The organism is uncultured Microbacterium sp., assembly GCF_947489255.1.
Lineage (GTDB): Bacteria > Actinomycetota > Actinomycetes > Actinomycetales > Microbacteriaceae > Microbacterium > Microbacterium phycohabitans.
In genome coordinates this window covers 324,649-349,052 of sequence record NZ_CANLCY010000001.1, presented here as the reverse complement: position 1 = coordinate 349,052, position 24,404 = coordinate 324,649, and the positions used below count along the sequence as shown (strand labels likewise).

Sequence of the window (24,404 nt, the reverse complement as noted above, 5' to 3'; positions counted from 1 at the left end):
TGTTAGATCGCTCCGTTCGCCGGCGCACCGGCATCCGCATAGGTTCCGACGAGACGCACGGCACCGCCGTCGACGCCCTTCGCGCCCTGTTCGTAGTCGCCCTCCGGCCGGGCGTCGTCGCGTACGACGCCGACCTGCCAGGTGGCGATGCCATCGGCCTGCAGCGCCGCGGTCGCGGCATCCGCGATCTCGGGGGCGACGACGGCGAGGAAGCCGATGCCGAGGTTCCACGTGCCCTCGGTCGCGGTGAGGTCGAGTCCGCCGATGTCGGCGAGCACGCGGAACACCGGCGAGGGGCTCCAGGTCGAGCGATCGACGTCGACCCACGTGTTCTGGGGCAGCACGCGTGCGAGGTTGGCCGCGATGCCGCCGCCCGTGACGTGGCTGAGCGAGTGGATGCCGGAGCCCACCGCCGCATCGTCGAGCAGACGCAGCAGCGGCGAGGTGTACAGGCGCGTCGGCTCGAGCAGCGCCTCGCCCCACGTCGAGCCGAGCTCGGCGGAGGCGGAGCCGTAGGCGATGCCCGCTCCGGTGATGATGTGACGCACGAGCGAGTAGCCGTTGGAGTGAAGGCCGCTCGAGGCGAGGGCCAGCACGACGTCGCCGTTCTTCACGCGCTCGGCGCCCAGCACGCGGTCGGCCTCGACGACGCCCGTCGCGGCTCCCGCGACGTCGTAGTCGTCGACGCCCAGCAGACCGGGGTGCTCCGCGGTCTCGCCGCCGACGAGAGCGGTGCCCGTCATGGCGCAGCCGCGCGCGATGCCCGCGACGATGTCGGCGATGCGCTGGGGCACGACCTTGCCGCACGCGATGTAGTCGGTCATGAAGAGCGGGCGCGCCCCCACCACGACGATGTCGTCGACGACCATGCCGACGAGGTCTTCGCCGATCGTGTCGTGCTTGTCGATGGCCTGGGCGATCGCGACCTTGGTGCCGACGCCGTCGGTGCTGGTCGCGAGCAGGGGCTTGGCGTAGTCGCGGAGCGCGGAGGCGTCGAAGAGACCGGCGAAACCGCCGACCCCGCCGAGCACCTCGGGCCCGTGCGTGCGACGCACGGCCGACTTCATCAGTTCGACGGCGAGATCTCCGGCGGCGGTATCGACGCCTGCGGCGGAGTACGGGTTTTCGTGGGGAGCGGAGGCCACCGCAACAGACTACCCGGGGTGACACGCGCGGGTGCGCCGGGGCCGACGCAAGGGCCGCCCCACCCGCTGTCCCGCCTCCTTACAATTGCGCCATGACGGGCGGCCAGCCGGAATGGGTGATCCGCGAAGACGCGGCGCAACCGGTGCTCGTCGCGCTCTATCTGCGCCAGGTGCTCGGCGTCCGCTCTCCGGAGGAGCTTCCCGCGCTGCGCCGAGTTCCCTCGCCCCTGATCGACGAGCGGACGGATGCCGCACAGCAGCGGCTCGAGCGCGAGTGGCGGAGCTACTGGGCGCTGACCGTGGAACCTCAGGCCCATCCCTCGCCGGTGCCGCTCGAGCTGGTCGACGGCTTCGACACGCTCGTCGCTCTTCCCGTGGAGGGTGCCGAGACGTTGCGCGGGGCGATCGGCCGGCACGCCGACGACGCCGTCGACTTCGCCCGCCTCGCCCACGATCGCTACGCGCGGGAGTCGGCCGCTCGCCCGGGGGTGTCGTATCGCGCGTACGCGAGTGCGATCGCGGCCCACGAACGCGTCGTCGGCCGTCGGGCGCACTCCTTCGAACTGAACGTGCAGGTTCTGCCGCTCGCTCAGCGGGGCGTGTGGTGGATCGGTTCGCTCACGGTCGCCGTGACCGACGGACTGCGCAGCGACGTGGTCGCGTTCGATACCGCGATCCACCCGATCATCGCCGAACTGGCGTGAGGGTCAGACCTCGAACTGCTCGTGGTCGACGGTCACCTGACGGGTGCGTCGACCGAGGACGCGCTCGAAGACGAGGGCGACGATCGCGGCGACCGCCACGCCCACCACGACGCAGATGAGCGCCGTGAAGCCGAAGACCTGCATCTGGGAGTACACGACCTGCGTGTAGGGGCTCACGTCGCTGCCGTCGATGGCGACCGTGAGGATGAGGGCCACGAGGATGCCGAGGAAGGCACCCGCGGCCAGGAAGACGCCGTACTTGGGAGCGCGGCGCACCGTGACGGTCTCGATGTCGTCGCGGACGTACACCGGTCGCTCGTATGCGGGCTGGTCGGACATATGCATATTGTCCCACCGCTGCGCCGCGCGTGGGGCGGCTTTCTCGGCGTCGAGGCACCGCCCGCGCCCCGCGTGGGGCGCGGTTCCACAGGCGGTGGCCCTCCGGCGGGCGAGGGCCTGCCTGCGAACAGACCGGCTTCGCGTGAGATGACCCGGCGATTCGCGCGAACAAGCGGGGCATCTCGGGCGTCGAGGGTCCGTTCGATGACGCGGCCGTCGGGCCCAGCTCTGTGGGATCCGAACGCCCCTACCCCTGCGATCGACGACGAGAAACCCGCCGCGTTGCCTGTCGCTATGAGCCACGGCTCATTCATTCAGGGCGGCCCGGGAGCATGGGGTGAGGCGACCGCCGCGAGCCAATCTCTGCTCGGGATGCCGAGGCCGGGCTGCGGCGCCTCGGCGCCTCGATCGTTGTTGCATCCCTGATGCGAGTGCCGGAAGTTCTCAGGATCCTCCTGCAGCTCGGGGTAGTCGCGCACGACGTAGTAATGGTCGAGGTTGTGAGAGTCGGTCGTGCTGTTGGGCGTCACGCTGTAGTCGATGGGGAGCAGGCAGAGCCAGCAATTCGCGGCGGGATTCCCGGCGGCGTCGAGCCGCTTACCTTCCTCGAAGAACTCCGCACGAAGGTCCTTCATGCGACGCGTATCGACGCGGGCCACTGGCGCCTCCGGTGGTGTGGAGTTGCCCCGCGGCCTCCACCCAGGAGCCGCGGGGGCAGCCGCGCCGGACCCTCGACCGGCACGCCAGGCCGCGGGCTGAGCCCCGGTGAAACGGAAGAAGCCCCAGGCCGAAAGGCCTGGGGCTTCATCTGGCGGGAGGAACACCTCCACCGCGTGCCGAAAATGTCGCACACGATTTCGTCGCAGTGGACCGCCCAGGGCGCGCTTAGACGTCACTTTCATGACGCCCGATTGGCTCTAAGGTCTGGCCGTCTTCCCACACCCTCTCGTAGTGATCGCGAAGGACATCGGTGGCAGTGGAGCCCATTCGTGTGATGACCGTCAGCTGCGTACCTCCCAGCGAGGTGCCCAGAATCATGGCATCTCCCTGGCCAGATGGCATTATCAGCCGGTCGTGCAGCTCGCGATCAGCAGAGCGCGCGAAACGGAGTTGCACGTCGGGACGCGCCCCTAGGGCGATGCCGAGCTTGGTCCGGCGGTCCTCGCGATCGAGACCTGCGGCACGTTGGTCGAGAGTAAGTACACGACGGATGTTGTCGAGGCGCAGCAACGCACGTAGGTCGTCGGGTGGAAGGTATGGGTCCACTACGATCGCGTCTTGCACGTCATTCACGCGGGTCAAGAGCTCCGCGTAGGTGAACGGGTCATTCAGTCTTCCGACGACCTCGATCGGCGTGCCTGGGACGGGACCGTCCGCGGCGAGCGCTGCGCTGTGGATGGCCTGGCCGACGGGAGTCATCGTGACCACGCCGCGGTCTTGAAAGAGGACGCCTGCGTCGAGGAGATACTCGACGGTGTCCCTTGACAGCTCTTCGCGAAGGGGATCCCAGTCCCATCGGTTGGTGCGCGCGTCGACGAAAGATCTGATCTCCTGGGCGGTCGGCGTGTGCCCATGGTTGGTCATCGTGTGCACGAAGTGGAGCGCGCGCATCGACTTTGGGCCGAGGAGGGCGGGGGTTGGCATGGGGGTCGAGTTGAACGCAAGTCAGCCGATGTGGAAATCCTTATGGCGTGACTCTTCAGCCTCGACCCAGTTGATCCTCATGATGGGATTCTCGGCGCCGGCGTACAGCTCGTAGTTCACTCGTCGAGTCTGCCCGGCGTGCACTACGGTCGGCTCGCCAGCCGTCATCAGCAGCAGACCTGAATCGCCCACTTGCTCGTAGGTCACCCCGTGTGCGTCCACGTTGCCGCTGTTGGTGATCGTCAACCAACGTCGCGTTCGATATCTGGGGCGGCCGGCCTTCGAGAAGCCGTTGGGCTGCTGTTCTTGGTCCGGCTGGACCATGAACTCAACACCAGATGGCTTCGTGGGGGCCGCAGGGGCGTCCTCCAACTTGAGGCTCTGAAGGTCGTGCTCGATAGCTTTCCAGACCTCGTGGTTCAGTTGCTCCGAGTTGCTGAACTCGCCCAAAATGCCTCGCTCTTGCATGCTTCGTTTGAAGTCGTTCAGTGCAGCGAGTTGGGCGGGATCCACGTCTCGTGGGAGCGGACCGTTCGAGAAGTAGAGGTGGACGGGCTTGCCGAGCTCGAGGGCACGGTCGATCTCTTCGACCGTCCCCGAGATTGCTTCCGGAGTTGGCGAACCCAAGCGCCCGCCGAACATGGCGAAGACGACGTCGGAGTCGTCCACGCCCTGCCCGTTGATGAGCGCCTGGGGGTGTCCCCCGAGTACCGGCACGGATGAGGTCTCCCATCGCCACGGCACGAGCACCACCTTTTTGTTGCGCGAGTTAGAAGCGTTCCAGGAGTAGAGGGCTCGCTCGACAGCATCGCGCGCTTCTGGAACATCGGAAGGCGAAGCGATCATGACGCGGAGGACGGTGGCGTGATACGACATGCGCTCAAGGTATCGACTCCGAGCGCTTAACCGGGTTATCCGCGGCAAGAGCCCAATCACTTGGCGGGCGAGGCGCTCGGCGCGGACTTAGTCTTCGGGAAGTCGCGTGCCACTATGGGCCGATGACTGCAACGAGTGGTGGGGGAGCGGCTGTCACGCCGCTTGTCATTGCGTGCGACGAATCGGGGAACGATGGGGAGAATCTCCTCTCTGGCAGCTCACCGGTCTTTGCCCACGCGAGCGTGACGCTGTCCGAAGCTGACGCTACGGCGATTATGGTCGAGGTTCGAAAGCGGACGGGAAGCTTGAGTGTGGAACTCAAATCGAAGACCTTCCTGCAGCCAAAGCACGAAGCCACGGTGAGATGGTTACTCGAGCATCCCGCGGTCGCGGGGCAGGCCTCCATTCATCTGACGCACAAGCGCTACTTCCTGGTGACCAAGCTCTTCGACATGACGGTCGAGGAGACTGCTTACGAAGACGGTTTGAACATGTATGAGGACGGTTCCGCGCTGGCTGGAGCGAACCTGCTGTTCTTCACAGCACCTGCGATGCACGGCCAGCGTTGGGACACCTTGTTGCAGACGCTGCAGCAATTCCTTCGAGCGAAGACTGCTGCGGATTCAGCTACCGAACTAGGAAATCTAGACGCCTCTTTCATCGACCTGCTGGGCGCCTGGACAGGTGAGCCGGACAGATTCCTGACAATCGCCCATCAAGGGGTCGAACACCTGAAGACGTACTCGCAGCTGCAGCTTGGTGACGGGATTGATCACCGATTGAGGGCCCTCGACCCGCTGGTCTCCGCCGTCGGCTCGGCTGTCATTCTCTGGGCTGAGATGTCCGGGCGACCGATCGAAGTGGTTCACGACGCTGCGAAGGAACTCACCCCGGAGCGCATCGAATCTATGAAGGAGTCGCTCGCGTCGCCGGAGATCGTCGCGGCGCATCGCGTCGGCCGAGGAGTCGAGTTGGTCGACGTGACTCTGGTGGATTCCAAGTTGGATGCGCGCGTTCAGGTGGCTGATTTGATGGCCGGCCTGGGGCGCGCTGTGGCCGAGTCTGGCGGGGCGCACGCTCTGACAGAAGAGGTGGCGGCGCTCGTGAGCAAGATGAGCATCTGGCCAAATCTCGAACTGATAAATCCTGCAAAGGCGCGTGCGGTATTGAACGACGCGTAATCCCGAGGCTCTTGGCGTCTCCTTCGTTCACGCAGTGAGGACGAGCACGCCGGCGAGGCCGACGGTAGTCAGCGCACGCACGGCGGGTCACGCTGTCTTCAGGAGCCATCGGCTTCGTAGCCGTTCATGGCGTTGACGAGGCCGGCGGTGCGGATCGCTTCGTTGACGCGGGCGGTCTTGTGGGGGCCCGGGCTGTAGGCGTCTTGCCGGTGGACGATGACGGGGCGGTGTGTCTTGCGGAGGCGGTCGATCGGGGCGGATGCCAGCTGGATCCGCTTGAGCGGCACGTCGTGCTCGCGAGCCCACCCGTTGGCTTGCTCGTAAGTTATCGCGCAGAGGTACAACGGCGCGCGGTCGAAGGGCGCCTCGGCCGGCTTCTCGCCCTCGAGCGCGGCGGGCTCGATACCGAGGTCGGTGGCGAGCGCGCGCATGGCGTCTTCGCCAGTCCAGGTGGTGTTGCAGTTGCAGTTGCGGCAGTGGACGCCGTGTTCGTTGCGCCATGGGCGGTGCCATCCGACGAGGGCGGCCTGTCGGACGGCGCCTTCGGGGTTGTCTCATGCGACGTGTCGCCAGTCACATTCGGGGCAGGGGTGGGAGATCTCGGCACCCTCGGGCGGGTGGAAAAGATCCATGATGCGGGTGCGGTAGTCGTCGAGGCGGTTGTGGAGGGTGTCGATCTGCGCCTGCAGGAGCGCGTCGTGGGCGTTGCCGACGGCGAGGGCGATCTACCAGGCGACGAGCATCTCCTTGGGGATCCGTAGGGGGTGCGGCTGGTGGCCTGGCGGTAGAGGTCGCCGATCTTGCGGGTGACGAACTCGTAGGGGGTGAACGCTGCGGCGTTGATGGGGGAGCGTTCGTTGGCGAGCTTGCCGCGCACGCCGGGTCCGCCCTCGCCGTCGGGGACGATGTTGGCGCGTAGCTGCTGCAGGAGGGCGGGCTGGACGAGGTTGGTGTCGGCGCGCTGGTCGTCGCGGGTGGTGAGGGCGAGGATGCGGACGAGGTTGGCGACGTCGTCGAGGGTGGGGGCTGTTCACGGGTGCTCCTGCGGTGGTGGGTGTGGTCATCGGCGGGTGAACAGTCGGCGGAGGGCTCCCGCGGGGCGCTGCGCGTGCTGGGCGACGATCGTGAGCTCGGCGGGGGCCGCGGCTTGGATCTTGCGCCAACTCTCGGCGTCGAGAGGGAGGCTCGAGCCGCGGAGCCGGTCGAGCTCTGTCTCTGCGGCGGTGAATTTGTCGACGAGGATCGCGTTGGGGTCGATGGCATCCGCGAGGCGGGCGTCGGTGTCGTTGAGGCCCGGGGCGGCGGCGCCGCGGGGCGGGCGGGGCGGAGGCGGGGGCCTAAGGGCGCAGCGGGAGCAGCGCGCTCAGGTCGGCGCGCACGCCGGAGGCGACGATGCGGCCGGCGGTCACGGCATCCGTCCAGTGCTCCTCGCCGGTGGCGACGGCGATCCAGGTCGCGGCGTCGGTCTCGACGACGTTGGGCGGGGTGCCGCGCGTGTGGCGGGGACCCTCGATCACCTGCACGGCGCCGAAGGGCGGCACGCGCATCTCGACCGAGTTCCCCGGCGCCTTCTCGGCCAGGAGCTGCAGCAGGTAGCGCACCGCGGTGGCGGTCGCCGGGCGCGGGGCGTCTCCGGCGGCGACGGCGGCGAGCGCCGCGCGTCCGTCTCCGGTCTCGATGCGGCGGGGAGGCATGGCATCCACGGTACCCGGGGCCGGTGGGCGCGCGGCGGGGCCGAGGGTGAGGCGGGGGCTCCGGGCGGCGACGATCGGGACGCGGCGGCTCCGAGGGGCTTCCGCGCACAACCTCAGCAATGCGCACAACCTCAGCTCCCCGACGCCCCTCCCGACGGAGGTTGCGCGCATCACGGAGCCTGCGCCCGCCCCCCGCGACGGCAGCCCGCGGCGAACCGACGCCAGCCCGCGGCGAACCGGAAGCGACGTCCCAAGAACCCGCGCGGGAGCCGACGCCCGCCGCTCGGTAGGCTGGCCGCGTGAGAATCCTGGTCCTCGGTTCGGGCGCGCGCGAGCACGCCATCATCCTCGCCCTGCGCTCGGAGGAGGCCTCGCACGCGATCTTCGCTGCGCCGGGCAACGCCGGCATCGCGCGCGAGGCGCACCTGGTCGACCTCGATCCCCTCGACCCCACCGCCGTCCTGACCTTCGCGAAAAACGAGGCGATCGACCTCGTCGTCGTCGGACCCGAGGCCCCGCTCGTCGCCGGCGTGGCCGATCCGCTGCGCGCGCACGGCATCCCGGTCTTCGGTCCGGGCAAGGCCGCGGCCCAGCTCGAGGGGTCGAAGACCTACGCGAAGCGCATCATGGATGCCGCGGGCGTGCCCACCGGACGCTCGGCGCGCGCGCACGACCTCGCCTCCGTCACCGCCGCCCTCGACGAGTACGGCGCGCCCTACGTGGTCAAGGCCGACGGTCTGGCCGCGGGCAAGGGCGTGATCGTGACCTCCGACCGCGACGCGGCGATCGCCCACGCCGAGACGTATCTGCCGACCGGCGCCGTGCTCATCGAGGAATTCCTCTCCGGCCCCGAGGTCTCGCTGTTCTTCCTCAGCGACGGCGACCACGTCGCGCCCCTCAGCCCCGCGCAGGACTTCAAGCGCCTGCGCGACGGCGACGAGGGCCCCAACACCGGCGGCATGGGCGCCTACTCGCCGCTGCCGTGGCTCTCGGAGCGCTTCGGCGACGAAGACACCTTCGTCGATCACGTCGCGCGCGTGATCGCCGAGCCCGTGATCCGCCAGATGGATGCGGAAGGCACCCCGTTCATCGGGCTGCTCTACGCCGGACTCATCCTCACCGAGCAGGGCGTGAAGGTCATCGAGTTCAACGCCCGCTTCGGCGACCCGGAGACGCAGGTCGTGCTGCCGCGCCTGGTCGACCCGCTGTCGCGACTGCTGCTCGCGGCCGCCTCGGGAACGCTCGAGGACGAGCCCCGCCCGGCGTTCGCCGAGGCCACCGCCGTGACCGTCGTGCTCGCGAGCGAGGGATACCCCGAGGCACCGCTCACCGGACGCGTGCTGACCGGTGTCGACGAGGCCGAGGAGGTCGACGGCGTGCACGTCGCCCACGCCGCCACCGCCGACCGCGACGGCGAGTTGATCGCGACGGGCGGACGCGTGCTGTCCGTGGTCGCGACCGGAACCACCTTCGCCGAGGCGCGCGAAGCGGCCTATGCGGGTCTCGAGCGCATCGGCCTCGAGGGCGGGCAGTTCCGCACCGACATCGCCGCGAGGGTCGCGCAGGACTGAGCCCCCGGACGATGACCTCGACCGCCGCGGCCTACGACGCCCGCGCCGCCGACTACATCGCGGCACTCGGGTCGATGGATGCCGTGCATCCGGTCGACCGGGCGACCGTCGACGCGTGGGCCGCGGCGCTTGCGGGCCCGGTGCTCGACGCGGGCTGCGGCCCCGGCCACTGGACGCAGCACCTGACCGACCTCGGCCTCCACGTGCGCGGAGTCGACCTCGCGCCGCGATTCGTGGAGCACGCGCAGGTCGCGCATGCCGGCATCCGGTTCGATGTGGGCACGATCGATCGGCTCGACGCTGCCGACGGCGTGTTCGGCGGCATCCTGTCGTGGTTCTCGACTGTCCACCACGAGCCCGAGGCGATCTCGGCGCCGCTGGACGAGTTCGCGCGCACGATGCGTCCGGGAGGGAGCCTGCTCCTGGGCTTCTTCGTCGGGCCCGAGATCGAGGCGTTCGACCACGCCGTCGTCCGCGCCTGGCGCTGGCCCGTCGTCGAGCTCTCCCGTCGGGTGGAGGCCGCCGGCTTCCGCGTGGACGAGACGCACACGCGCGCGACAGGCGGCGAACGTCCGGTAGGGGCGCTCATCGGCACGCGACGATGACGACGGGGATCGCGATCGAGCGGGTACGCGTCGAGGATGCCGCGGCCGTGGCGGCGTCCAGACCCTCGCGTGGCAGAAGACGTACCGCGGCTTGATTGACGGTGCCGTCCTGGTGCACCCGACGCCGAACGCCGCCACCCGCGCGGGGTGACGGCGTCCGGGGTCCAGGTCCTACTCCCTCGCGGTGGCGGGAGCGGCCTGCGCGGCCTGCTGTGCGGGGGCCGCATCGCGCGGCGCCCCGTGCGGGCGGATCACCGACGGACGACGCATGAACAGCACGGCGATCAGGCCGACACCGATCACGATGATCGGCAGCACCAGCGACTGGCCCATGGCGGTGGAGAAGCCCTCGACCACCTGCGGCGGCAGGGTTCCGCCGCCGAAGCTCGCGTCGGCGTCGGCCGCGCCGGGGAGGTTCGCCTCGAGGCGCGCCTGCATGAACGCGGCGATGGATGCCGAACCGATCACCGATCCGACGGTGCGGGTGGTGTTGTAGATGCCCGCACCGGCCCCGGCCTGACGCGGCGGCAGGTTGCGGGTCGCGGTCGTGGCGAGCGGGCCCCACATGCCGGCGTTTCCGACGCCCATGAGCGCCGACGGGATGAGGAACGCCCAGATGGGGGCATCGTTCAGGATGAGCGCGACGTAGATTCCGAGCGATCCGCCCACCAGGAGCAGGCCGGGCACGAGCAGGAAGCGCGGGTCGGTGCGGTCGAGAAGCTTCCCGGCGAAGGGGGCGAGTACGCCCGACAGGATCGCGAGCGGGATGAGCAGCAGAGCCGACTCGGTGGGGGTGAGGCCGCGCGCGAGCTGCAGGTAGAACATCTGCGGCAGGGCCATGCTCGTCACGGTGAAGCCCACCGCGGCGATCGCGAGGTTCGCGACCGAGAAGTTGCGCTCCCGGAAGAGGTCCAGGGGCACGAGGGGCTCGCCCTTGCTGCGCGCCTGCGTCCAGATGAACAGGCCCATGACCGCGACGCCGGCGGCGACCATGACCCAGATCCACGTGGCCCACGAGTAGTGCTCGCCCTCCTGCAGCCCGAAGACGATGAGGAAGAGGCCGACCGCGCTCAGGATCACCCCGAGGATGTCGAATTTGTGCGCGGTCTTCGGCAGCTGCGGCACCAGGATCACGGCGGCGATGAAGCCGATCACGCCGACGGGGATGTTGATGAAGAAGATCCACTCCCAGCCGAGGCCGTCGACGAGCAGACCGCCCGCGAGCGGTCCGACGAGGGTCGCGACACCGGCGGTGGCGCCCCACAGGCCCATCGCCGCACCGCGGTTCTGCGGCGGGAAGGTGCGGGTGATGACGGCCATCGTCTGCGGGGTCATGAGGGCGGCGCCCAGGCCCTGCACGGCGCGAGCGGCGATGAGCACCTCGAGCGAGGGGGCCAGACCGCAGGCGAGCGAGGCGAGGGTGAAGATCGCGAGGCCCGTGAGGTAGACGTTCTTCGGGCCGAAGCGGTCGCCGAGGCGGCCGGTGATCAGCAGCGGCACGGCGTACGTGAGCAGGTAGGCGCTGGTGACCCACACCACGTTGTCGAGGTTGTTGGTGTTCGGATCGAGGGCCGCCTTGATGGCGGGGTTCGCGACCGACACGATCGTGGTGTCGACCAGGATCATGAAGAACCCGATGACGAGCGCCCAGAGGGCGGGCCAGGGGCTGCGTTCGGTGGTGCGGGTCGACCCGGTGCGGGTCGACCCGGTGGGGGCGGATGCCGCGGAGGCGGCGCGGGAGTCGGTCATGGGGTGGTCTCCTTTGAGACGCGGTGCTTCTTCTTGATGTGTTCGGGGATTTCGGCGATGCCCCACGGAAGGGAACGATCGGCGAGGCGCGCACGCAGGGAGTCCTGCCACGCGAGTTCGGCGTCCAGCAGAGCGGACTGCCGCTGCAGCTCGACCAGGAATTGCTCGGGGGTCTCGGCGACGGCCGAGGCGGACAGGCCGGTGCGGTGCTCCTCCACGGAGGCCAGGAGCAGCTCGCGGCGCCGGTCGAGCAGAGCGATGACCTCGTCGCGGTCGAGGTTGTGCGCTTCCGACAGGGCCACCCGGAAGTCGTTCGCCCGTTCGATCTGGGGAAGCTCGGCGCGCACCCACTCCTCCACCGCGTGGCGACCGGCATCCAAGAGTGTGTAGGTCGTGCGCTCGGGCCGGTTGCCTTCGCGGTCGACGCCCACCTCGGCGAGCAGGCCGTCCCGTTCGAGGCGGGCGACCGTGTGGTAGATCGTGCCCTTCTGCAGAGGGACGAGACGGTCGTCGCGCCTCTCCTTGAGCAGGCGCACCATCTCGTACGGGTGCATGTCGCCCTCGCGCAGCGTCGCGAGGATCATCACTCCCACGGGGGTGAGGCGGCTGGTCTCCGGCATCCGTCCCCCTTCATGGTCCGTGTCGACTAGTCCACATGGACTATACGCCCGTTTCGCCGCGACCACGAACCCCTCGGATGAACGTCGGGTGTCCCGGACACGTCGGCGGGGTGCGCGCAGCGCGGCATGTCGGGGACAGTCAACGCCGGACGGATGCCGCGCCCGGTGGGGTTGCGCGCGGCGTCACGCCGCCTCATGACGAAGACGCCGCACCGGCGGACCGGGGCGGCGTCTTCGCGGAACGGGCACTCGGCTCAAGTCGACGAGGGAGAGCCGGACACCGCCTCGGCGGCATCCTTCTCCGCGACGGGCGCGTCCGCGGGGGTCCCGGCCGGAGCGCTGGCCGACCGGTGACGGCGCCACCGCGCGGGCAGGCCGAAGATGCCGCGCTGGTTGGGCTCCTCGACCTCGAGGCCGTAGTGCTGGCCGATCGAGTCGCGCAACTGGGCGCGCTCGGCCTTGTCGTAGGCCTTCATCTCGCGACGGAAGGCCACGACCGTCGCCCAGCAGATCGCGAGCAGCACCACACTGAACGGCAGCGCGATGCTGATCGCCGCGGTCTGCAGGGCGGTGAGGCCTCCCGCGATGAGCAGGGCGAAGGCGATCACCGCGGTGGCGAGCGCGAAGAAGACGCGCACCCAGTTCTTGGGCTCCTCCTCGCCCCCGGTGGCGATCATGCTCATCACGAGCGCCCCGGAGTCGGCGGAGGTCACGAAGAACACCGCGATGAGGATGAGGAAGCCGACGATCAGCACCGCGGAGCCCGGAACGCCCTCGAGCATCTGGAACAGCGCCGTCGAGACGTCGACCGACCCGTCCGCACCCGTGTACGAGGCCGTTCCGGTCAGCTCGCCGTAGATCGCGGTTCCCCCGAGCACGGTGAACCACAGGATGCCGACGAGCGTGGGCACCAGGATCACGCCGACGACGAACTCGCGCACGGTGCGACCGCGCGAGATGCGTGCGATGAAGATGCCGACGAAGGGGGCCCACGAGATCCACCAGCCCCAGTAGAACGCCGTCCACGCGCCCTGCCAGGCGACGCCGTCGTCGCCCGCGTACGCGCTGACGGTGAACGAGAGGCCGACGAAGCTCTGGATGTAATTGCCGATCGACTGCACGACGTCGCGCAGGAGGAACTCGGTGGGACCGACGAAGAGCAGGAAGAGCATCAGCACCCCGGCGAGCACGAGGTTGATGTTCGAGAGCCACTTCATGCCCTTGCCGACGCCCGACAGCACGGAGAAGAGCACCAAGCCGGTGATGATGCCGATGATGACGGCCTGGCTGATGATCGAGGGCGGGACGACCCCGAGGAAGTCCAGGCCGGCGCTGATCTGGATGACGCCGAGTCCGAGCGAGGTCGCCACCCCGAAGAGCGTGCCGACGAGGGCCGCGACATCGACCGCGTTGCCCCAGCCACCCTGCACGAGACGCGCACCGAGGATCGGCTCGAGCGCCCAGCGGATCGTGCGCGGCCGCTTGCGACGGTGGAAGGCGTAGGCGAGGGCGAGACCCAGCACCACGTAGATCGACCATGCGTGCACGCCCCAGTGCAGGAAGGTCTGCGACATCGCCTGCTGCGCGAGCTCGGCGGGAGTGCCGGTGACACCGGGGCGCGGCGAGACGAAGTGGCTGAGCGGCTCGCTCACGCCGTAGAACACCAGACCGATGCCCATGCCGGCGGCGAAGAGCAGCGCGAACCACGACATCGTCGAGAACTCCGGCTCGTCGTCGTCCTGACCGAGCTTGATGTTGCCGAACCGGCTGAAGCCCATCGCCAGGGCGAACACGACGAAGAACGCCGCGATCAGCACGTAGTACCAGTTGAACGTCGACACGATGGTCGTCTGCACGGTGTCGAAGGTGGCCTCGGCCGCGGCGGGGAAGAAGAGCGCGAAGGCGATGAACGCCAGCGCGATCACGGCGGCGGGCCAGAACACCCAGCCGCGGATGGTCTTGTGCCGGCTGCCCGCGTGAGGATCGATGGCTACCGCGGGTCCGGAGGTGTCATCGGTCATTCCTCCGAGGGTAGTGAGAGCCCCCGCGACTCCCGGGGGGGCAGGCGCCGCGAACGTCGTTGTGCGAGAATTCGCGCGAGTGCGCCTCTCGCGTACCCGCAATAATGAGCGGGTGACCTCCGCCTCCCCCCTCGAGCTCGCCGGCTGGCGCCACGTCTACTCCGGCAAGGTGCGCGACCTCTACGTCCCCGCCGACACCGCCGATGACGCCACCCCCGCGCACCTCCTCGTCGTCGCGAGCGACCGCGTCAGCGCGTTCGACCAGGTGCTCTCCCCCGGCATCCCCGACAAGGGAGTCCTGCTGACCACCCTCAGTCTGTGGTGGTTCGACCAGCTCGCCGGCGCCGACGGGGGCCGCTCGGTCCCGAACCACCTCGCCGCCGACCACGCACTCCAGGGCGACGAGGCGGAACCTCTGATCCCGGATGCCGTGCAGGGGCGCGCGATGCTCGTGCGCTCGCTCGACATGCAACCGATCGAGTGCGTCGTGCGCGGCTATCTCACCGGCTCGGGCTGGGCCGAGTACCGCGCGGAGGGCACGGTGTGCGGCATCCCCCTTCCCGAGGGACTGCACGATGGCGACCGCCTTCCGGAACCGCTCTACACGCCGGCGTGGAAAGCGCCCATGGGCGAGCACGACGAGAACATCACCTTCGAGCGCTCGGTCGAGATCGTCGGCGCCGACACCGCCGCCGCCCTGCGCGACCTGTCGCTCGAGATCTACCGCCGCGCGGCGGCCACCGCCGAGGCGCGCGGCCTCATCCTCGCCGACACGAAGTTCGAGTTCGGCTACGACGCCGAGGGCGTGCTCACGCTCGCCGACGAGGTGCTCACCTCCGATTCATCGCGCTACTGGGATGCCGAGGCCTGGCGCACCGGGTCCACCCCGGCCGAGCGCATGGCGAGCTTCGACAAGCAGATCGTGCGCAACTGGCTGTCCGAGAACTGGGACAAGCAGGGCGATCCTCCCGCCCTCCCCACCGAGATCGTCGAGCGCACCCGCGACCGCTACGCGACACTGCTCGGCCTGCTCACGGCATCCTGATCCGCCCGCGGAGGCTTCGACAGGCTCAGCCACCGCGTCGACAGGCTCAGCCACCGCTTCGACAGGCTCAGCCACCGCGTCGGCGTCGACCGACGAGGCCGAGCACCGGCCCCTGAGCCTGTCGAAGGGCCCCCGACCACACCCCCGCAAGGAGAACCATGTTCCGCTGGAAGCTGCACGGCGACGGCCGCACCGTCGCGCCCGGAGCCGTCGTCGCCCCGGGCGAGCGACTGAACTGGGGGGCGACGATCGCGATCGGACTCCAGCACGTCATCGCGATGTTCGGCGCGACGTTCCTCGTCCCCGTGCTCACCGGCTTCCCGGTGTCGACGACGCTGCTGTTCTCGGGTGTGGGCACCCTGCTGTTCCTGCTCGTCACGAAGAACCGCCTCCCCAGCTACCTGGGCTCGTCGTTCGCGTTCATCGCGCCCATCACGGCCGCCACGACCACCGCCGGCACCGGCTCGGCCCTCGCGGGCATCGTGGCCGTCGGCGTCCTGCTCGCCGCGATCGGCTTCGTGGTGCAGTTCGTCGGCCTCGGGTGGGTCGATAAGGTCATGCCGCCCGTCGTGGCGGGGGCCATCGTCGCGCTGATCGGATTCAACCTCGCACCGGTGGCGTGGTCGAACTTCCAGGTGCAGCCGCTGCCCGGCACGATCACCCTCGTCGCGGTGATCCTGTTCAGCGTGCTCTTCCGCGGCTTCCTCGGACGCATCTCGATCTTCCTCGGCGTGATCGTCGGCTACGTGGCCACGGTGATCATCCAGCTGACCACGGGCGAGATCCTCATCGACTTCTCCGTCGTCGAGCAGGCGCCGTGGGTGGGCCTGCCGACCTTCCAGATCGCCGACTTCGCCTCTCCCGCGACGTGGTCGGTCATCGCGATGTTCCTGCCCGTCGTCCTGGTGCTCGTGGCCGAGAACGTCGGTCACGTTCGCGGTGTGGCCGCGATGACGGATGCCACGGCCAACCGCTCCACCGGTCGCGCCCTCATCGCCGACGGTGTGGCCACGACCCTGGCCGGCACGTTCGGCGGCTCGGGCACGACGACCTACGGCGAGAACATCGGCGTCATGGCCGCCACCCGCGTCTACTCGACGGCCGTGTACTGGGTCGCCGGTCTCACCGCGATCGTGCTGAGCCTCTCGCCCAAGGTCGGCGCGGTGTTCAACACCATCCCGCCGGGCGTGCTGGGCGGAGTGACCACCGCGCTCTACGGCCTGATCGGCATCATCGGCATCAAGATCTGGGTCGACAACCGCGTCGACTTCTCGCGCCCGGTCAACCAGTACACCGGGGCCGTCGCTCTCGTGCTCGCGATCGCCGGATTCACGATGCAGTGGGGCGACTTCCAGCTCGGCGCGATCGTGCTCGGCTCCGTCGCCGCCCTGGTGATCTACCACCTCGGCAACGCCATCGCGCGCGCCCGCAAGACCGGCGCCGACGACGGCGGCCCGATCCCCGCCGTGGGCCCGCTGGGCGGCGACCCGTCCTGACGCGCGTCGCCGTGGCATCCGCCCCGGCCCGCGCCGCTCGCGCCCCCGCCGCCCGCGTTCCGCGAGATGACCCGCCGTCATCGAGGGGACCCGCGATTCGGACGAAACGCGGGTCCCCTCGGCACCGGGGGTCGTCTCGGCGATCGTCGACGCACCCCGGCATCGCCCAGCCGGCCCGGGTAGAATGGTCGAGGCGTGTCGGGAAGTCTGGTCGACGATCTGTCGATCGACCCCGGAAGGGATACTCCCCATGACCGAGACCCACACGCGCGCGCCGAGCTGGCCGGGCTACCGCGAAGTCCACCGCGTGACCACGTTGCTGCGCCGCGAGTCCGTCGGCGGGATGCTGCTCGTGGTCGCCGCGATCATCGCGATCATCTGGGCCAACTCCCCCGCCGCCGACGCCTACTTCGCGCTGCGCGACTTCCGCTTCGGGTACGAGCCGTGGCACCTCGAGCTCAGCGTCGGATCCTGGGCGGCCGACGGCCTCCTGGCGATCTTCTTCTTCATGGTGGGCCTCGAGCTCAAGCGCGAGATCGTCTCCGGCAGTCTCCGTCGCTTCGGCACCGCCATCGTCCCCGTGACCGCGGCGTTCGCCGGTGTGGCCGTGCCCGCCCTCATCTACGTCGCCATCGTGCACACGCAGCCGAGCCTCCTGGCGGGGTGGGCGATCCCCACGGCCACCGACATCGCCTTCGCCGTGGCCGTCCTCGCTCTCGTCGGCTCGCACCTGCCCGGGCCGCTGCGCATCTTCCTGCTGACGCTCGCGGTCGTCGACGACCTCATCGCGATCGCGATCATCGCCATCTTCTACACGACCGACATCGCGCTGATCCCTCTCGCCGTCTTCGCCGCGCTCGTCGTGGTCTACGGCGTCATCGCGCACCGCGCGCGCGCGTGGTTCTCGCGCAACGCGTGGGGCGCGTGGGTCGTGCTGCTGCCGATCGGATTCGCCGCCTGGGCGTTCCTCCACGCCTCGGGCGTGCACGCCACGATCGCCGGTGTCGCCCTGGCGTTCACGATTCCCGTGGCGGCCTCGCGCCGCCAGCCCGACCACCACGGCATGGACCTGGCCGAGCAGTTCGAACACCGCTTCCGCCCGCTCTCGAGCGGCATCGCCGTGCCGATCTTCGCGTTCTTCGCCGCCGGTGTCGCCGTGGGCGGCGGCGAGGGCGTCGTGCGCGCGCTGACCGACCCGGTCACCATCGGCGTCGTCGCCGGTCTCGTGCTGGGCAAGCCCCTCGGCATCCTGCTGGGCGTGCGCCTGCTCACCCTCGTGACGAAGGTGCGCCTCGACCCGGCGCTGAAATGGATCGACCTCGCCGGTGTCGGTCTGCTCGCCGGCATCGGGTTCACGGTGTCGCTGCTGATTGCTGAGCTCAGCTTCCCGGCCGGCTCCCCGCACACCGACGACGCGAAGATCGCGATCATGGCGGCCTCCCTGCTGGCATCCGTCCTCGCCTCGGCCGTGCTGCTCGTACGCAACCGCCGCTACAAGCAGCTGGCTCTCGCCGAAGAGGTGGATGCCGACGGCGACGACATCCCCGACGTGTACCAGCAGCCGGAGTCGCCGCGGCGCTGACCTCCTCCGCCCCGAGGCGACGCGCGGGCGGTCCCCGAACGCACCCGCATCGAGAGCGGACCGCTCGCCCGGAGGGGGCTTCCGACGCGGACGCGGCCCATCGTGCTCACCGAGTCGAGTGGTCGGGCCGCGTGACGCTTGACCCTCACGCGACGTGAGGGCCGACCCTGGGGTCATGAACGACATTTTCGATGCCTTCGAGATCAGCCCCGTCCCCGCTCCGGGGCCGGACGCCGTCGCACCGCCGGTGTACCGGGGGATCTACGGCATGCCCATGTTCGTCACCCTGCCGACCGCCGACCTGACGGCATCGGTCGACTTCTGGACCCGCGGTCTCGGATTCATCGAGCTCTTCGGCATCCCGGGCCAGATGGTGCACCTGCGCCGATGGGCGTTCCAGGACGTCCTCCTCGTGGTCGGCGAGCCAGCCCCGGAGACGTCGCCCGTTCGCATGAGCTTCGCGTGCGTCCTCGACCAGATCGAGCCGCTGATGTCGTCGCTGCGCGCCCTCGGCGCCGCCCCCGAGATGCTCGACACCCCGTGGAACACCCGCGACGTCGAGGTCGTCACCCCCGAGAACGCACGCGTGCTGTTCACCGCGGCCAAGGTGTTCGACCCCGCGTCCGCCGAGGGGCGGAATCTCCGCTCGGTCGGCATCGGGGTCGACGAGGATGGGTCGCATGGCTGAGCACGGGATGCCGGTGGGCGAGACGGCCGCACGACTCGGTCTGACCGTGCGCACCCTGCACCACTGGGACGAGATCGGACTCGCGCGACCGGCTGCGCGCTCGAGCGCCGGTTACCGGTTCTACACCGACGACGACCTCGATCGCCTCCGTCGCATCCTGGTCTACCGAGAACTCGGCCTCGACCTCGATGCCATCCGCGCGGTGCTCGACGAGCCGGGCGGAGACGTGGCCGATCAGCTCCGCGTCCAGCGGGCCCAGGTCGCTCAGCGCATCGCGCAGCTGCAGGTCCTCGACGAGGACCTCGAGCGCATGATCGCGGCGCAGGAGCACGGCATCCTGCTGTCCGAGGACGAGCAGCGCGAGACGTTCGGACCGGCCTGGGACACGGGCTGGCCCGCCGAAGCGCGGGACGCCTACGGCGGATCGCGGCAATGGCAGCAGTATGCCGAGCGTTCGGCATCCCGTTCCGCCGACGACTGGGCGGCGGTGACACGCCTGGTCTCCGACCTCGATCACGAGCTGGGGGCCGCTGTCGACGCCGGCGTGCGGCCCGGCGATCCGGTGGCCGAGGCGCTCGTCGAGCGCCACCGCGAGGTGTTCTCGCAGTACTTCCCCCTCACGCGGCAGATGCAGGTGCACCTCGGTCGCATGTACGCCGACGACCCCCGCTTCGCGGCGCACTACGACGGCATCCGCCCCGGACTCGCGGCCTGGCTGCGCGACGCGATCGAGGCGAGCGCCCGCGCGCACGGCATCGACCCCGACACCGCGCGGTGGGAGTGATCAGGCGGAGCCGCGCTCGATGACCTCGGTGGGCAGGATCGTGGCGTGGGCCGCGGGACGCCCGGCGAGGATGTCGAGCAGAACGGATGCCATGTACCGCCCCTGCGTGAGCGAGGGCTGACGCACGGTGGTCAGGGCGGGGCTGAGGGCGGTCGACACCGCGGAGTCGTCGAAGCCCATGACGGCGATGTCGCGACCGGGCTCCAGGCCCTTCTCGCGCAGCACCGTGTAGGCGCCGCGCGCCATGAGGTCGCTCGCCACGAAGACCGCGTCGGGCCGCTCGCCCGACGCCAGCACCCGCGTCATGGCCAGCGCGCCGCCCATCTCGGTGAAGTCGCCGTTCTCGACGGCCACGGGCTCCACTCCCGCCTCGACCATCGCGTCGCGGAACCCCTGCAGACGGTCGATGCCGGCCGGCATGTCGTCCGGTCCCGACACGGTCGCGATGCGGCGGTGCCCACGGGCCAGCAGGTAGGCGGTGGCGACTCGACCGCCCTCGACGTTGTCGACGTCGACGTAGTAGTCGTCGGCGCGCACCCGCGCCGGTCGCCCGCCGTAGACGACGGGCACCACGTCGGCGACGCGATCGAGGAAGGTGTCGCTGGTGTGGTGCGAGGCCACGATCGCCCCGTCAACGCTGCCCCCTCGGAGGTAGCCGAGCGCCTTGGCGCTCGCGTCGTCGCTGGCGATCAGCATGTTCATGATGTAGTCGCTCTCGCCGATCACTTCGCCGATGCCGGCGACGATCGACGCGAAGAACGGATCGCCGAAGAAGCGGTCGGTCTGCTCGGGGATGACCAACGCGATCGCCCGCGTCTGCCGGCTGGCGAGAGAGCGCGCCGCGCGATTGGGAACGTATTGCAGTTCGTCGATCGCGCGGCGCACGGCCTCGAGTGCGGAGGGAGACACGGCCGTGGAACCGTTGACCACGCGTGACACGGTCGAGCGGGAGACACCGGCCCGCGCCGCGACTTCTTCGATCGTGGCGGTACCGCGAACGGGAGCGATCTCCATAGCCCTGCCTCCTGCGAACCCGGCGGGCGAGCTCTAGACCGCGGGGACCGCGGCCAGAGCACGCTCGGCGATGATGCGAGCGTACTGCCGACCCGAGTCCTTGAGCACGCGCTCCTGCGTCGGGTAATCGACGTACACGATGCCGAACCGCTTGGCGTAGCCCCAGGCCCACTCGAAGTTGTCCATGAGCGACCAGTAGAAGTAGCCGCGCACGTCCACACCGTGGTCCACGGCGTCGAGGACGGCTCCGAGGTGGGCCTCGACGAACTCGACGCGGTCGACGTCGTGCACGCGCTTCTCGCCGTCGTCGTCGACCATCTCGTCGTCGTAGGCCGCCCCGTTCTCGGTGACGTACAGCGCCACGCCCGCTTCGGCCGCGTACTCACCGCTCACGCGCTCGAGCAGGCGGGTGAGACCCTCGGGCTGAACCTCCCAGCCCATGTTCGTGCGCGGGAGTCCGCGGTCGTGCCAGTAGAGCTTCTCGTGCGCCGGGAAGGGGACCCCGATCGGTCGAACCGTCGGAGCGTCGCCCGCGGGCGGGTCGACCTCGGGCGGTGTGCCGCCGACGAGCTCACCGTGGTAGTAGTTCACGCCGAGCGAGTCGATCGGGGTCGAGATGACCTCGAGGTCGCCGGGCTGGACGGCCTCCTGCCAGCGCGCCACGGCCTCCGCGTCGGTGTCGCGGAAATCCCTGATGATGTCGGCCGGGTACGACCCGCGGAAGATCGGGTCGAGGAACCAGCGGTTGAACTGCCCGTCGATGCGGCGCGCGGCGTCGAGGTCGGCCGGATCGGCCGGGTCGACGGCATCCGCCACCGTGAGGTTCAGCGTGAGCCCCAGGTTCAGCGAGGCGTCGCGAGAACGCAGCTCCCGCACGGTCTGACCGTGCCCGAGCAGCAGGTGATGCGCGGCGAGCATGCCCTCGGCCTGCGAGTAGTGCCCCGGGGCGTGGATGCCGGCGGTGTAGCTGAGGAACGACGAGCACCACGGCTCGTTCAGGGTCGTCCACACGTCGACGCGGTCGCCGAGGGCGTCGTGCATGTCGAGCGCGTATTCGGTGAACCGGTCGCTCGTCTCGCGCACGGTCCACCCGCCCTTCTCCTGCAGCGCCTGCGGGAGGTCCCAGTGATACAGGGTCAGCCAGGGCAGGATGCCGGCATCCAGCAGCTCGTCGACGAGACGCTTGTAGAAGTCGACGCCCTTCGCGTTGAGCGGGCCGCCGTCGGGGCGCACGCGCGACCACGAGGTCGAGAAGCGGTAGGTCTGCAGGCCGAGCTGCTTCATCAGCTGCACGTCGTCGGCGTAGCGGTGGTAGTGATCGCACGCGACATCGCCGTTGTCGGCGTTGATCACGGCATCCGGGACACGGCTGAAGGCGTCCCAGATCGAGGCGGTGCGGCCGTCTTCGAACGCCGCCCCCTCGATCTGGTAGGCCGCCGTGGCGGCACCGAAGAGGAAGCCCTCGGGGAAGGCTCGGGTGTCGGACATTGTTCGGGTTCCTTCCGTGGGCGCGAGGGTCATCCCTTGACCGCCCCTTGCATGATGCCACTGACCAGCTGCTTGCCCGCGAAGACGAACAGAAGCAGGAGCGGGATCGTCGACAGCAGCACTCCCGCGAGCACGATCGAGTAGTCGACGAAGTAGTTGGACTGCAGCAGCGAGAGAGCCACCGGCAGGGTCGGGTTCTGGCGGTCGAGCACGATGAACGGCCAGAAGAAGTTGTTCCAGGCGCTCACGAAGGTGAACAGTCCCAGCATCGCCGCCGCGGGACGCGCGGCCGGCGCCCCCACCGTGAGGAAGGTGCGGAACGAGCTCGCCCCGTCGACGCGTGCCGCCTCGATCAGCTCGTCGGGGACGGCCTGGCGCAGGTACTGCGTCATCCAGAACACCCCGAAGGCGCTCGTGAGGGCCGGGATGATGATCGCGCCGAGCTGCCCGGTCCAGCCGAGCTCGCTGAACAGGATGTAGAGCGGAACCACCCCCAGCTGCATCGGCACCGCCATGGTCCCCACGACGAACACGAGCAGCCAGGGGCCGCCACGGAAGCGCAGCTTCGCGAACGCCCATCCCGCGAGGGTGGAGAAGAAGACGACGGATGCCGCGATCAGGCCGGAGCTGATGATCGAGTTGAGCAGCGCCGGCCAGAAGTTGACCGCGGGGTCGCCGATCACCGCAGCGGCGTTGGCGAGGAAGTTCCCTCCGGGGATCCACGAGCGGTTCGCGTCGCGGATCGTGGACGAGTCGCCCGAGCCGATGAGCAACGACCAGTAGAACGGGAAGACGCTGGCCAGCAGCACCGCACCGAGGGTGGCGTAGACGATCCAGCCGGGCCGCGAGCCGCGCACCGCGCGGGGGCGCCGGCGCGCGGGCGACGGGGCGTCGCGCTCCACGATCGGGACGGGGGCGGCGTTGACGGCGGTCATCGACGCGTCTCCTCTCCGCGGATGCCGACCGATGCGGCATCCGCCATCATTCGTTGTCTCGCGGCGCGCGCCTGCACCCGGCGCTCGCGGCGGCTGCGGGGGTCGCGGGTGCCGTCGTCGCGCACGAGCAAGCGCGTGACGATCATGTTGATCGCGCCGATGGCGAGGATGATCAGGAACAGGATCCAGGCGAGGGCTGCGGCACGGCCGAAGTTCCACTCCCCCCATCCGACGTTGTAGAGCCACAGGGTCACGGTGAGCCATTGGTTGTCGGCGCCGCCGGTGCCGTACTGGTCGTACATGCGCGGCTCGTCGAAGATCTGCAGGCCGCCGATGGTGGCGGTGATGATGACGAAGATCAGCGTGGGCTTCAGGCTCGGCAGCGTGATGGAGAAGAACTGGCGGACCTTGCCGGCACCGTCGACCGTCGCCGCCTCGTAGTACTCGCGCGGGATCGCCTGCATCGCGGCGAGCAGGATGAGGGTGTTGTACCCGGTCCAGCGGAAGTTGACCATCGTCGCGATGGCGATGTGACTCGCGAACGCGTCGGAGTGCCACGGGACGGCGGGCAAGCCGAGGTTCTGCAGCGTGGTGTTCACCACGCCGTACTGGTCGCCGAACATGTTGCTGAAGATGAGGGCCACGGCCACGGGAGCCATGACGTAGGGGATCAGCACGCTCATGCGCCAGAAGGTCTTGGCGCGGATGTTCTGGTCGAGCATCGCGGCGATGAAGATCGCGATGATCAGCTGGGGGACGCTGGAGAGCAGGAAGATGCTGAAGGTGTTGCGCAGCGCGATCCAGAACTTGGGCTGCGACAGCACCCACGCGTACTGGTCGAAACCGATGAACTCGCCGGAGTTGCGGACCAGGTCCCAGTCCATGAAAGAGATCACGGCGGTGTACGCGATGGGGAACAGACCCGTGATCGCGAACAGGATGAAGAACGGCGAGATGTAGAGGTAGGGCGAGAGCTTGAGGTCCCACGCGCTGCGGCGGCTCCGGCCGAAGCCGAGGCGCCGCGGTTCGCGGGCCCGAGGCGCGGCGACCGGCGTGGGTCGCTCGAGTGTGCTGGTCACGGCTTGTGCTCCGTTTCTGCCGCGTGAGGGGCGGAAATCCGTCGCCGGCGACGATGCCTCGGCGACGATCACCGGCCCCTCACGCGAGAAGGGGGACGGGCGACGGATGCCAGGGGTGCGAACCCCCTGGCATCCGTTCGCGCG

Annotated in this window: 24 protein-coding genes; 10 read left to right on the top strand and 14 right to left on the bottom strand. The window is 69.5% G+C overall.

What is annotated here, in order from left to right; all coding sequences use genetic code 11:
• Positions 1-2: 2 nt before the first annotated feature.
• Positions 3-1,145, bottom strand: coding sequence for a phosphoribosylformylglycinamidine cyclo-ligase (gene purM, locus Q0818_RS01665; protein ID WP_298870602.1), 1,143 nt, complete (start codon positions 1,143-1,145; stop codon positions 3-5).
• Between the two features lie 92 nt (positions 1,146-1,237).
• Between purM and Q0818_RS01660 the strand changes: the two genes are divergently transcribed.
• Complete coding sequence (locus Q0818_RS01660) at positions 1,238-1,849, top strand: zinc-binding alcohol dehydrogenase (RefSeq protein ID WP_298870600.1); 612 nt, start codon at positions 1,238-1,240, stop codon at positions 1,847-1,849.
• A 3-nt stretch (positions 1,850-1,852) separates the two neighbouring features.
• On the opposite strand, the gene Q0818_RS01655 is transcribed toward Q0818_RS01660, so the two are convergent.
• The 4 genes from Q0818_RS01655 to Q0818_RS01640 form a co-directional block, all read right to left on the bottom strand.
• Complete coding sequence (locus Q0818_RS01655) at positions 1,853-2,188, bottom strand: potassium transporter Trk (protein ID WP_298870596.1); 336 nt, start codon at positions 2,186-2,188, stop codon at positions 1,853-1,855.
• 314 nt (positions 2,189-2,502) lie between these two features.
• Positions 2,503-2,823 carry a hypothetical protein gene (locus Q0818_RS01650; RefSeq protein ID WP_298870594.1) on the bottom strand — a complete coding sequence of 107 codons (321 nt, stop codon included), beginning with the start codon at positions 2,821-2,823 and terminating at the stop codon, positions 2,503-2,505.
• A gap of 250 nt (positions 2,824-3,073) precedes the next feature.
• Complete coding sequence (locus tag Q0818_RS01645; protein WP_298870591.1) at positions 3,074-3,832, bottom strand: hypothetical protein; 759 nt, start codon at positions 3,830-3,832, stop codon at positions 3,074-3,076.
• A 21-nt stretch (positions 3,833-3,853) separates the two neighbouring features.
• On the bottom strand, positions 3,854-4,708 hold the full coding sequence (locus Q0818_RS01640; protein ID WP_298870588.1) for a DUF4062 domain-containing protein: 855 nt from the start codon (positions 4,706-4,708) through the stop codon (positions 3,854-3,856).
• A 122-nt stretch (positions 4,709-4,830) separates the two neighbouring features.
• On the opposite strand from Q0818_RS01640, the gene Q0818_RS01635 reads away from it, so the two are divergent.
• Positions 4,831-5,889: a DUF3800 domain-containing protein gene (locus Q0818_RS01635; RefSeq protein WP_298870586.1), complete on the top strand. Its 1,059-nt coding sequence runs from the start codon at positions 4,831-4,833 to the stop codon at positions 5,887-5,889.
• 98 nt (positions 5,890-5,987) lie between these two features.
• On the opposite strand, the gene Q0818_RS01630 is transcribed toward Q0818_RS01635, so the two are convergent.
• On the bottom strand, positions 5,988-6,320 hold the full coding sequence (locus tag Q0818_RS01630) for a hypothetical protein (RefSeq protein WP_298870582.1): 333 nt from the start codon (positions 6,318-6,320) through the stop codon (positions 5,988-5,990).
• Between the two features lie 45 nt (positions 6,321-6,365).
• Here Q0818_RS01630 and Q0818_RS01625 point away from each other — a divergent pair, with 45 nt between their 5' ends.
• Entirely contained in the window at positions 6,366-6,650 is a 285-nt protein-coding gene (locus tag Q0818_RS01625) for a hypothetical protein (RefSeq protein ID WP_298870580.1), read from the top strand.
• Between the two features lie 576 nt (positions 6,651-7,226).
• Here Q0818_RS01625 and Q0818_RS01620 read toward each other — a convergent pair.
• A complete protein-coding gene (locus tag Q0818_RS01620) occupies positions 7,227-7,583 on the bottom strand; it encodes a sterol carrier family protein (RefSeq protein WP_076673345.1) in 357 nt (118 codons plus the stop codon).
• 299 nt (positions 7,584-7,882) lie between these two features.
• Between Q0818_RS01620 and purD the strand changes: the two genes are divergently transcribed.
• Together purD and Q0818_RS01610 are read left to right on the top strand one after the other, a co-directional pair.
• Positions 7,883-9,154 carry a phosphoribosylamine--glycine ligase gene (gene purD, locus Q0818_RS01615; RefSeq protein WP_298870574.1) on the top strand — a complete coding sequence of 424 codons (1,272 nt, stop codon included), beginning with the start codon at positions 7,883-7,885 and terminating at the stop codon, positions 9,152-9,154.
• An 11-nt stretch (positions 9,155-9,165) separates the two neighbouring features.
• Positions 9,166-9,759: a class I SAM-dependent methyltransferase gene (locus tag Q0818_RS01610; RefSeq protein ID WP_298870569.1), complete on the top strand. Its 594-nt coding sequence runs from the start codon at positions 9,166-9,168 to the stop codon at positions 9,757-9,759.
• 171 nt (positions 9,760-9,930) lie between these two features.
• On the opposite strand, the gene Q0818_RS01605 is transcribed toward Q0818_RS01610, so the two are convergent.
• From Q0818_RS01605 to Q0818_RS01595, 3 genes are all read right to left on the bottom strand, one after another.
• Positions 9,931-11,508 (bottom strand): MFS transporter, encoded by a 1,578-nt coding sequence (locus Q0818_RS01605; RefSeq protein WP_298870564.1) that lies wholly within the window; start codon positions 11,506-11,508, stop codon positions 9,931-9,933.
• Positions 11,505-12,128 (bottom strand): PadR family transcriptional regulator, encoded by a 624-nt coding sequence (locus Q0818_RS01600; protein WP_298870562.1) that lies wholly within the window; start codon positions 12,126-12,128, stop codon positions 11,505-11,507. Before Q0818_RS01600 ends, Q0818_RS01605 begins: the two co-directional genes overlap by 4 nt.
• Before the next feature lie 254 nt (positions 12,129-12,382).
• Positions 12,383-14,149 (bottom strand): BCCT family transporter, encoded by a 1,767-nt coding sequence (locus tag Q0818_RS01595; protein ID WP_298870559.1) that lies wholly within the window; start codon positions 14,147-14,149, stop codon positions 12,383-12,385.
• A 112-nt stretch (positions 14,150-14,261) separates the two neighbouring features.
• Between Q0818_RS01595 and Q0818_RS01590 the strand changes: the two genes are divergently transcribed.
• The 5 genes from Q0818_RS01590 (at position 14,262) to Q0818_RS01570 (ending at position 19,744) form a co-directional block, all read left to right on the top strand.
• A complete protein-coding gene (locus Q0818_RS01590) occupies positions 14,262-15,194 on the top strand; it encodes a phosphoribosylaminoimidazolesuccinocarboxamide synthase (protein WP_298870558.1) in 933 nt (310 codons plus the stop codon).
• 158 nt (positions 15,195-15,352) lie between these two features.
• Positions 15,353-16,690 carry a solute carrier family 23 protein gene (locus tag Q0818_RS01585; protein ID WP_298870556.1) on the top strand — a complete coding sequence of 446 codons (1,338 nt, stop codon included), beginning with the start codon at positions 15,353-15,355 and terminating at the stop codon, positions 16,688-16,690.
• Positions 16,691-16,940: 250 nt separating this feature from the next.
• Positions 16,941-18,272: a Na+/H+ antiporter NhaA gene (gene nhaA / locus Q0818_RS01580; protein WP_298870554.1), complete on the top strand. Its 1,332-nt coding sequence runs from the start codon at positions 16,941-16,943 to the stop codon at positions 18,270-18,272.
• 175 nt (positions 18,273-18,447) lie between these two features.
• A complete protein-coding gene (locus tag Q0818_RS01575) occupies positions 18,448-18,960 on the top strand; it encodes a VOC family protein (protein WP_298870553.1) in 513 nt (170 codons plus the stop codon).
• Positions 18,953-19,744 carry a MerR family transcriptional regulator gene (locus tag Q0818_RS01570; protein ID WP_298870551.1) on the top strand — a complete coding sequence of 264 codons (792 nt, stop codon included), beginning with the start codon at positions 18,953-18,955 and terminating at the stop codon, positions 19,742-19,744. The genes Q0818_RS01575 and Q0818_RS01570 overlap by 8 nt, the downstream gene beginning before the upstream one ends.
• Here Q0818_RS01570 and Q0818_RS01565 read toward each other — a convergent pair whose 3' ends face one another.
• From Q0818_RS01565 to Q0818_RS01550, 4 genes are read right to left on the bottom strand one after another with little or no spacing between them, the layout of a single operon-like run.
• A complete protein-coding gene (locus Q0818_RS01565; protein WP_298870549.1) occupies positions 19,745-20,758 on the bottom strand; it encodes a LacI family DNA-binding transcriptional regulator in 1,014 nt (337 codons plus the stop codon). It abuts the gene before it with no gap.
• Between the two features lie 33 nt (positions 20,759-20,791).
• Positions 20,792-22,246 (bottom strand): family 1 glycosylhydrolase, encoded by a 1,455-nt coding sequence (locus Q0818_RS01560; protein WP_298870547.1) that lies wholly within the window; start codon positions 22,244-22,246, stop codon positions 20,792-20,794.
• A 29-nt stretch (positions 22,247-22,275) separates the two neighbouring features.
• Positions 22,276-23,181: a carbohydrate ABC transporter permease gene (locus Q0818_RS01555; protein ID WP_298870546.1), complete on the bottom strand. Its 906-nt coding sequence runs from the start codon at positions 23,179-23,181 to the stop codon at positions 22,276-22,278.
• Positions 23,178-24,260, bottom strand: coding sequence for a carbohydrate ABC transporter permease (locus tag Q0818_RS01550; protein ID WP_298870545.1), 1,083 nt, complete (start codon positions 24,258-24,260; stop codon positions 23,178-23,180). Before Q0818_RS01550 ends, Q0818_RS01555 begins: the two co-directional genes overlap by 4 nt.
• Between the last annotated feature and the right edge of the window lie 144 nt (positions 24,261-24,404).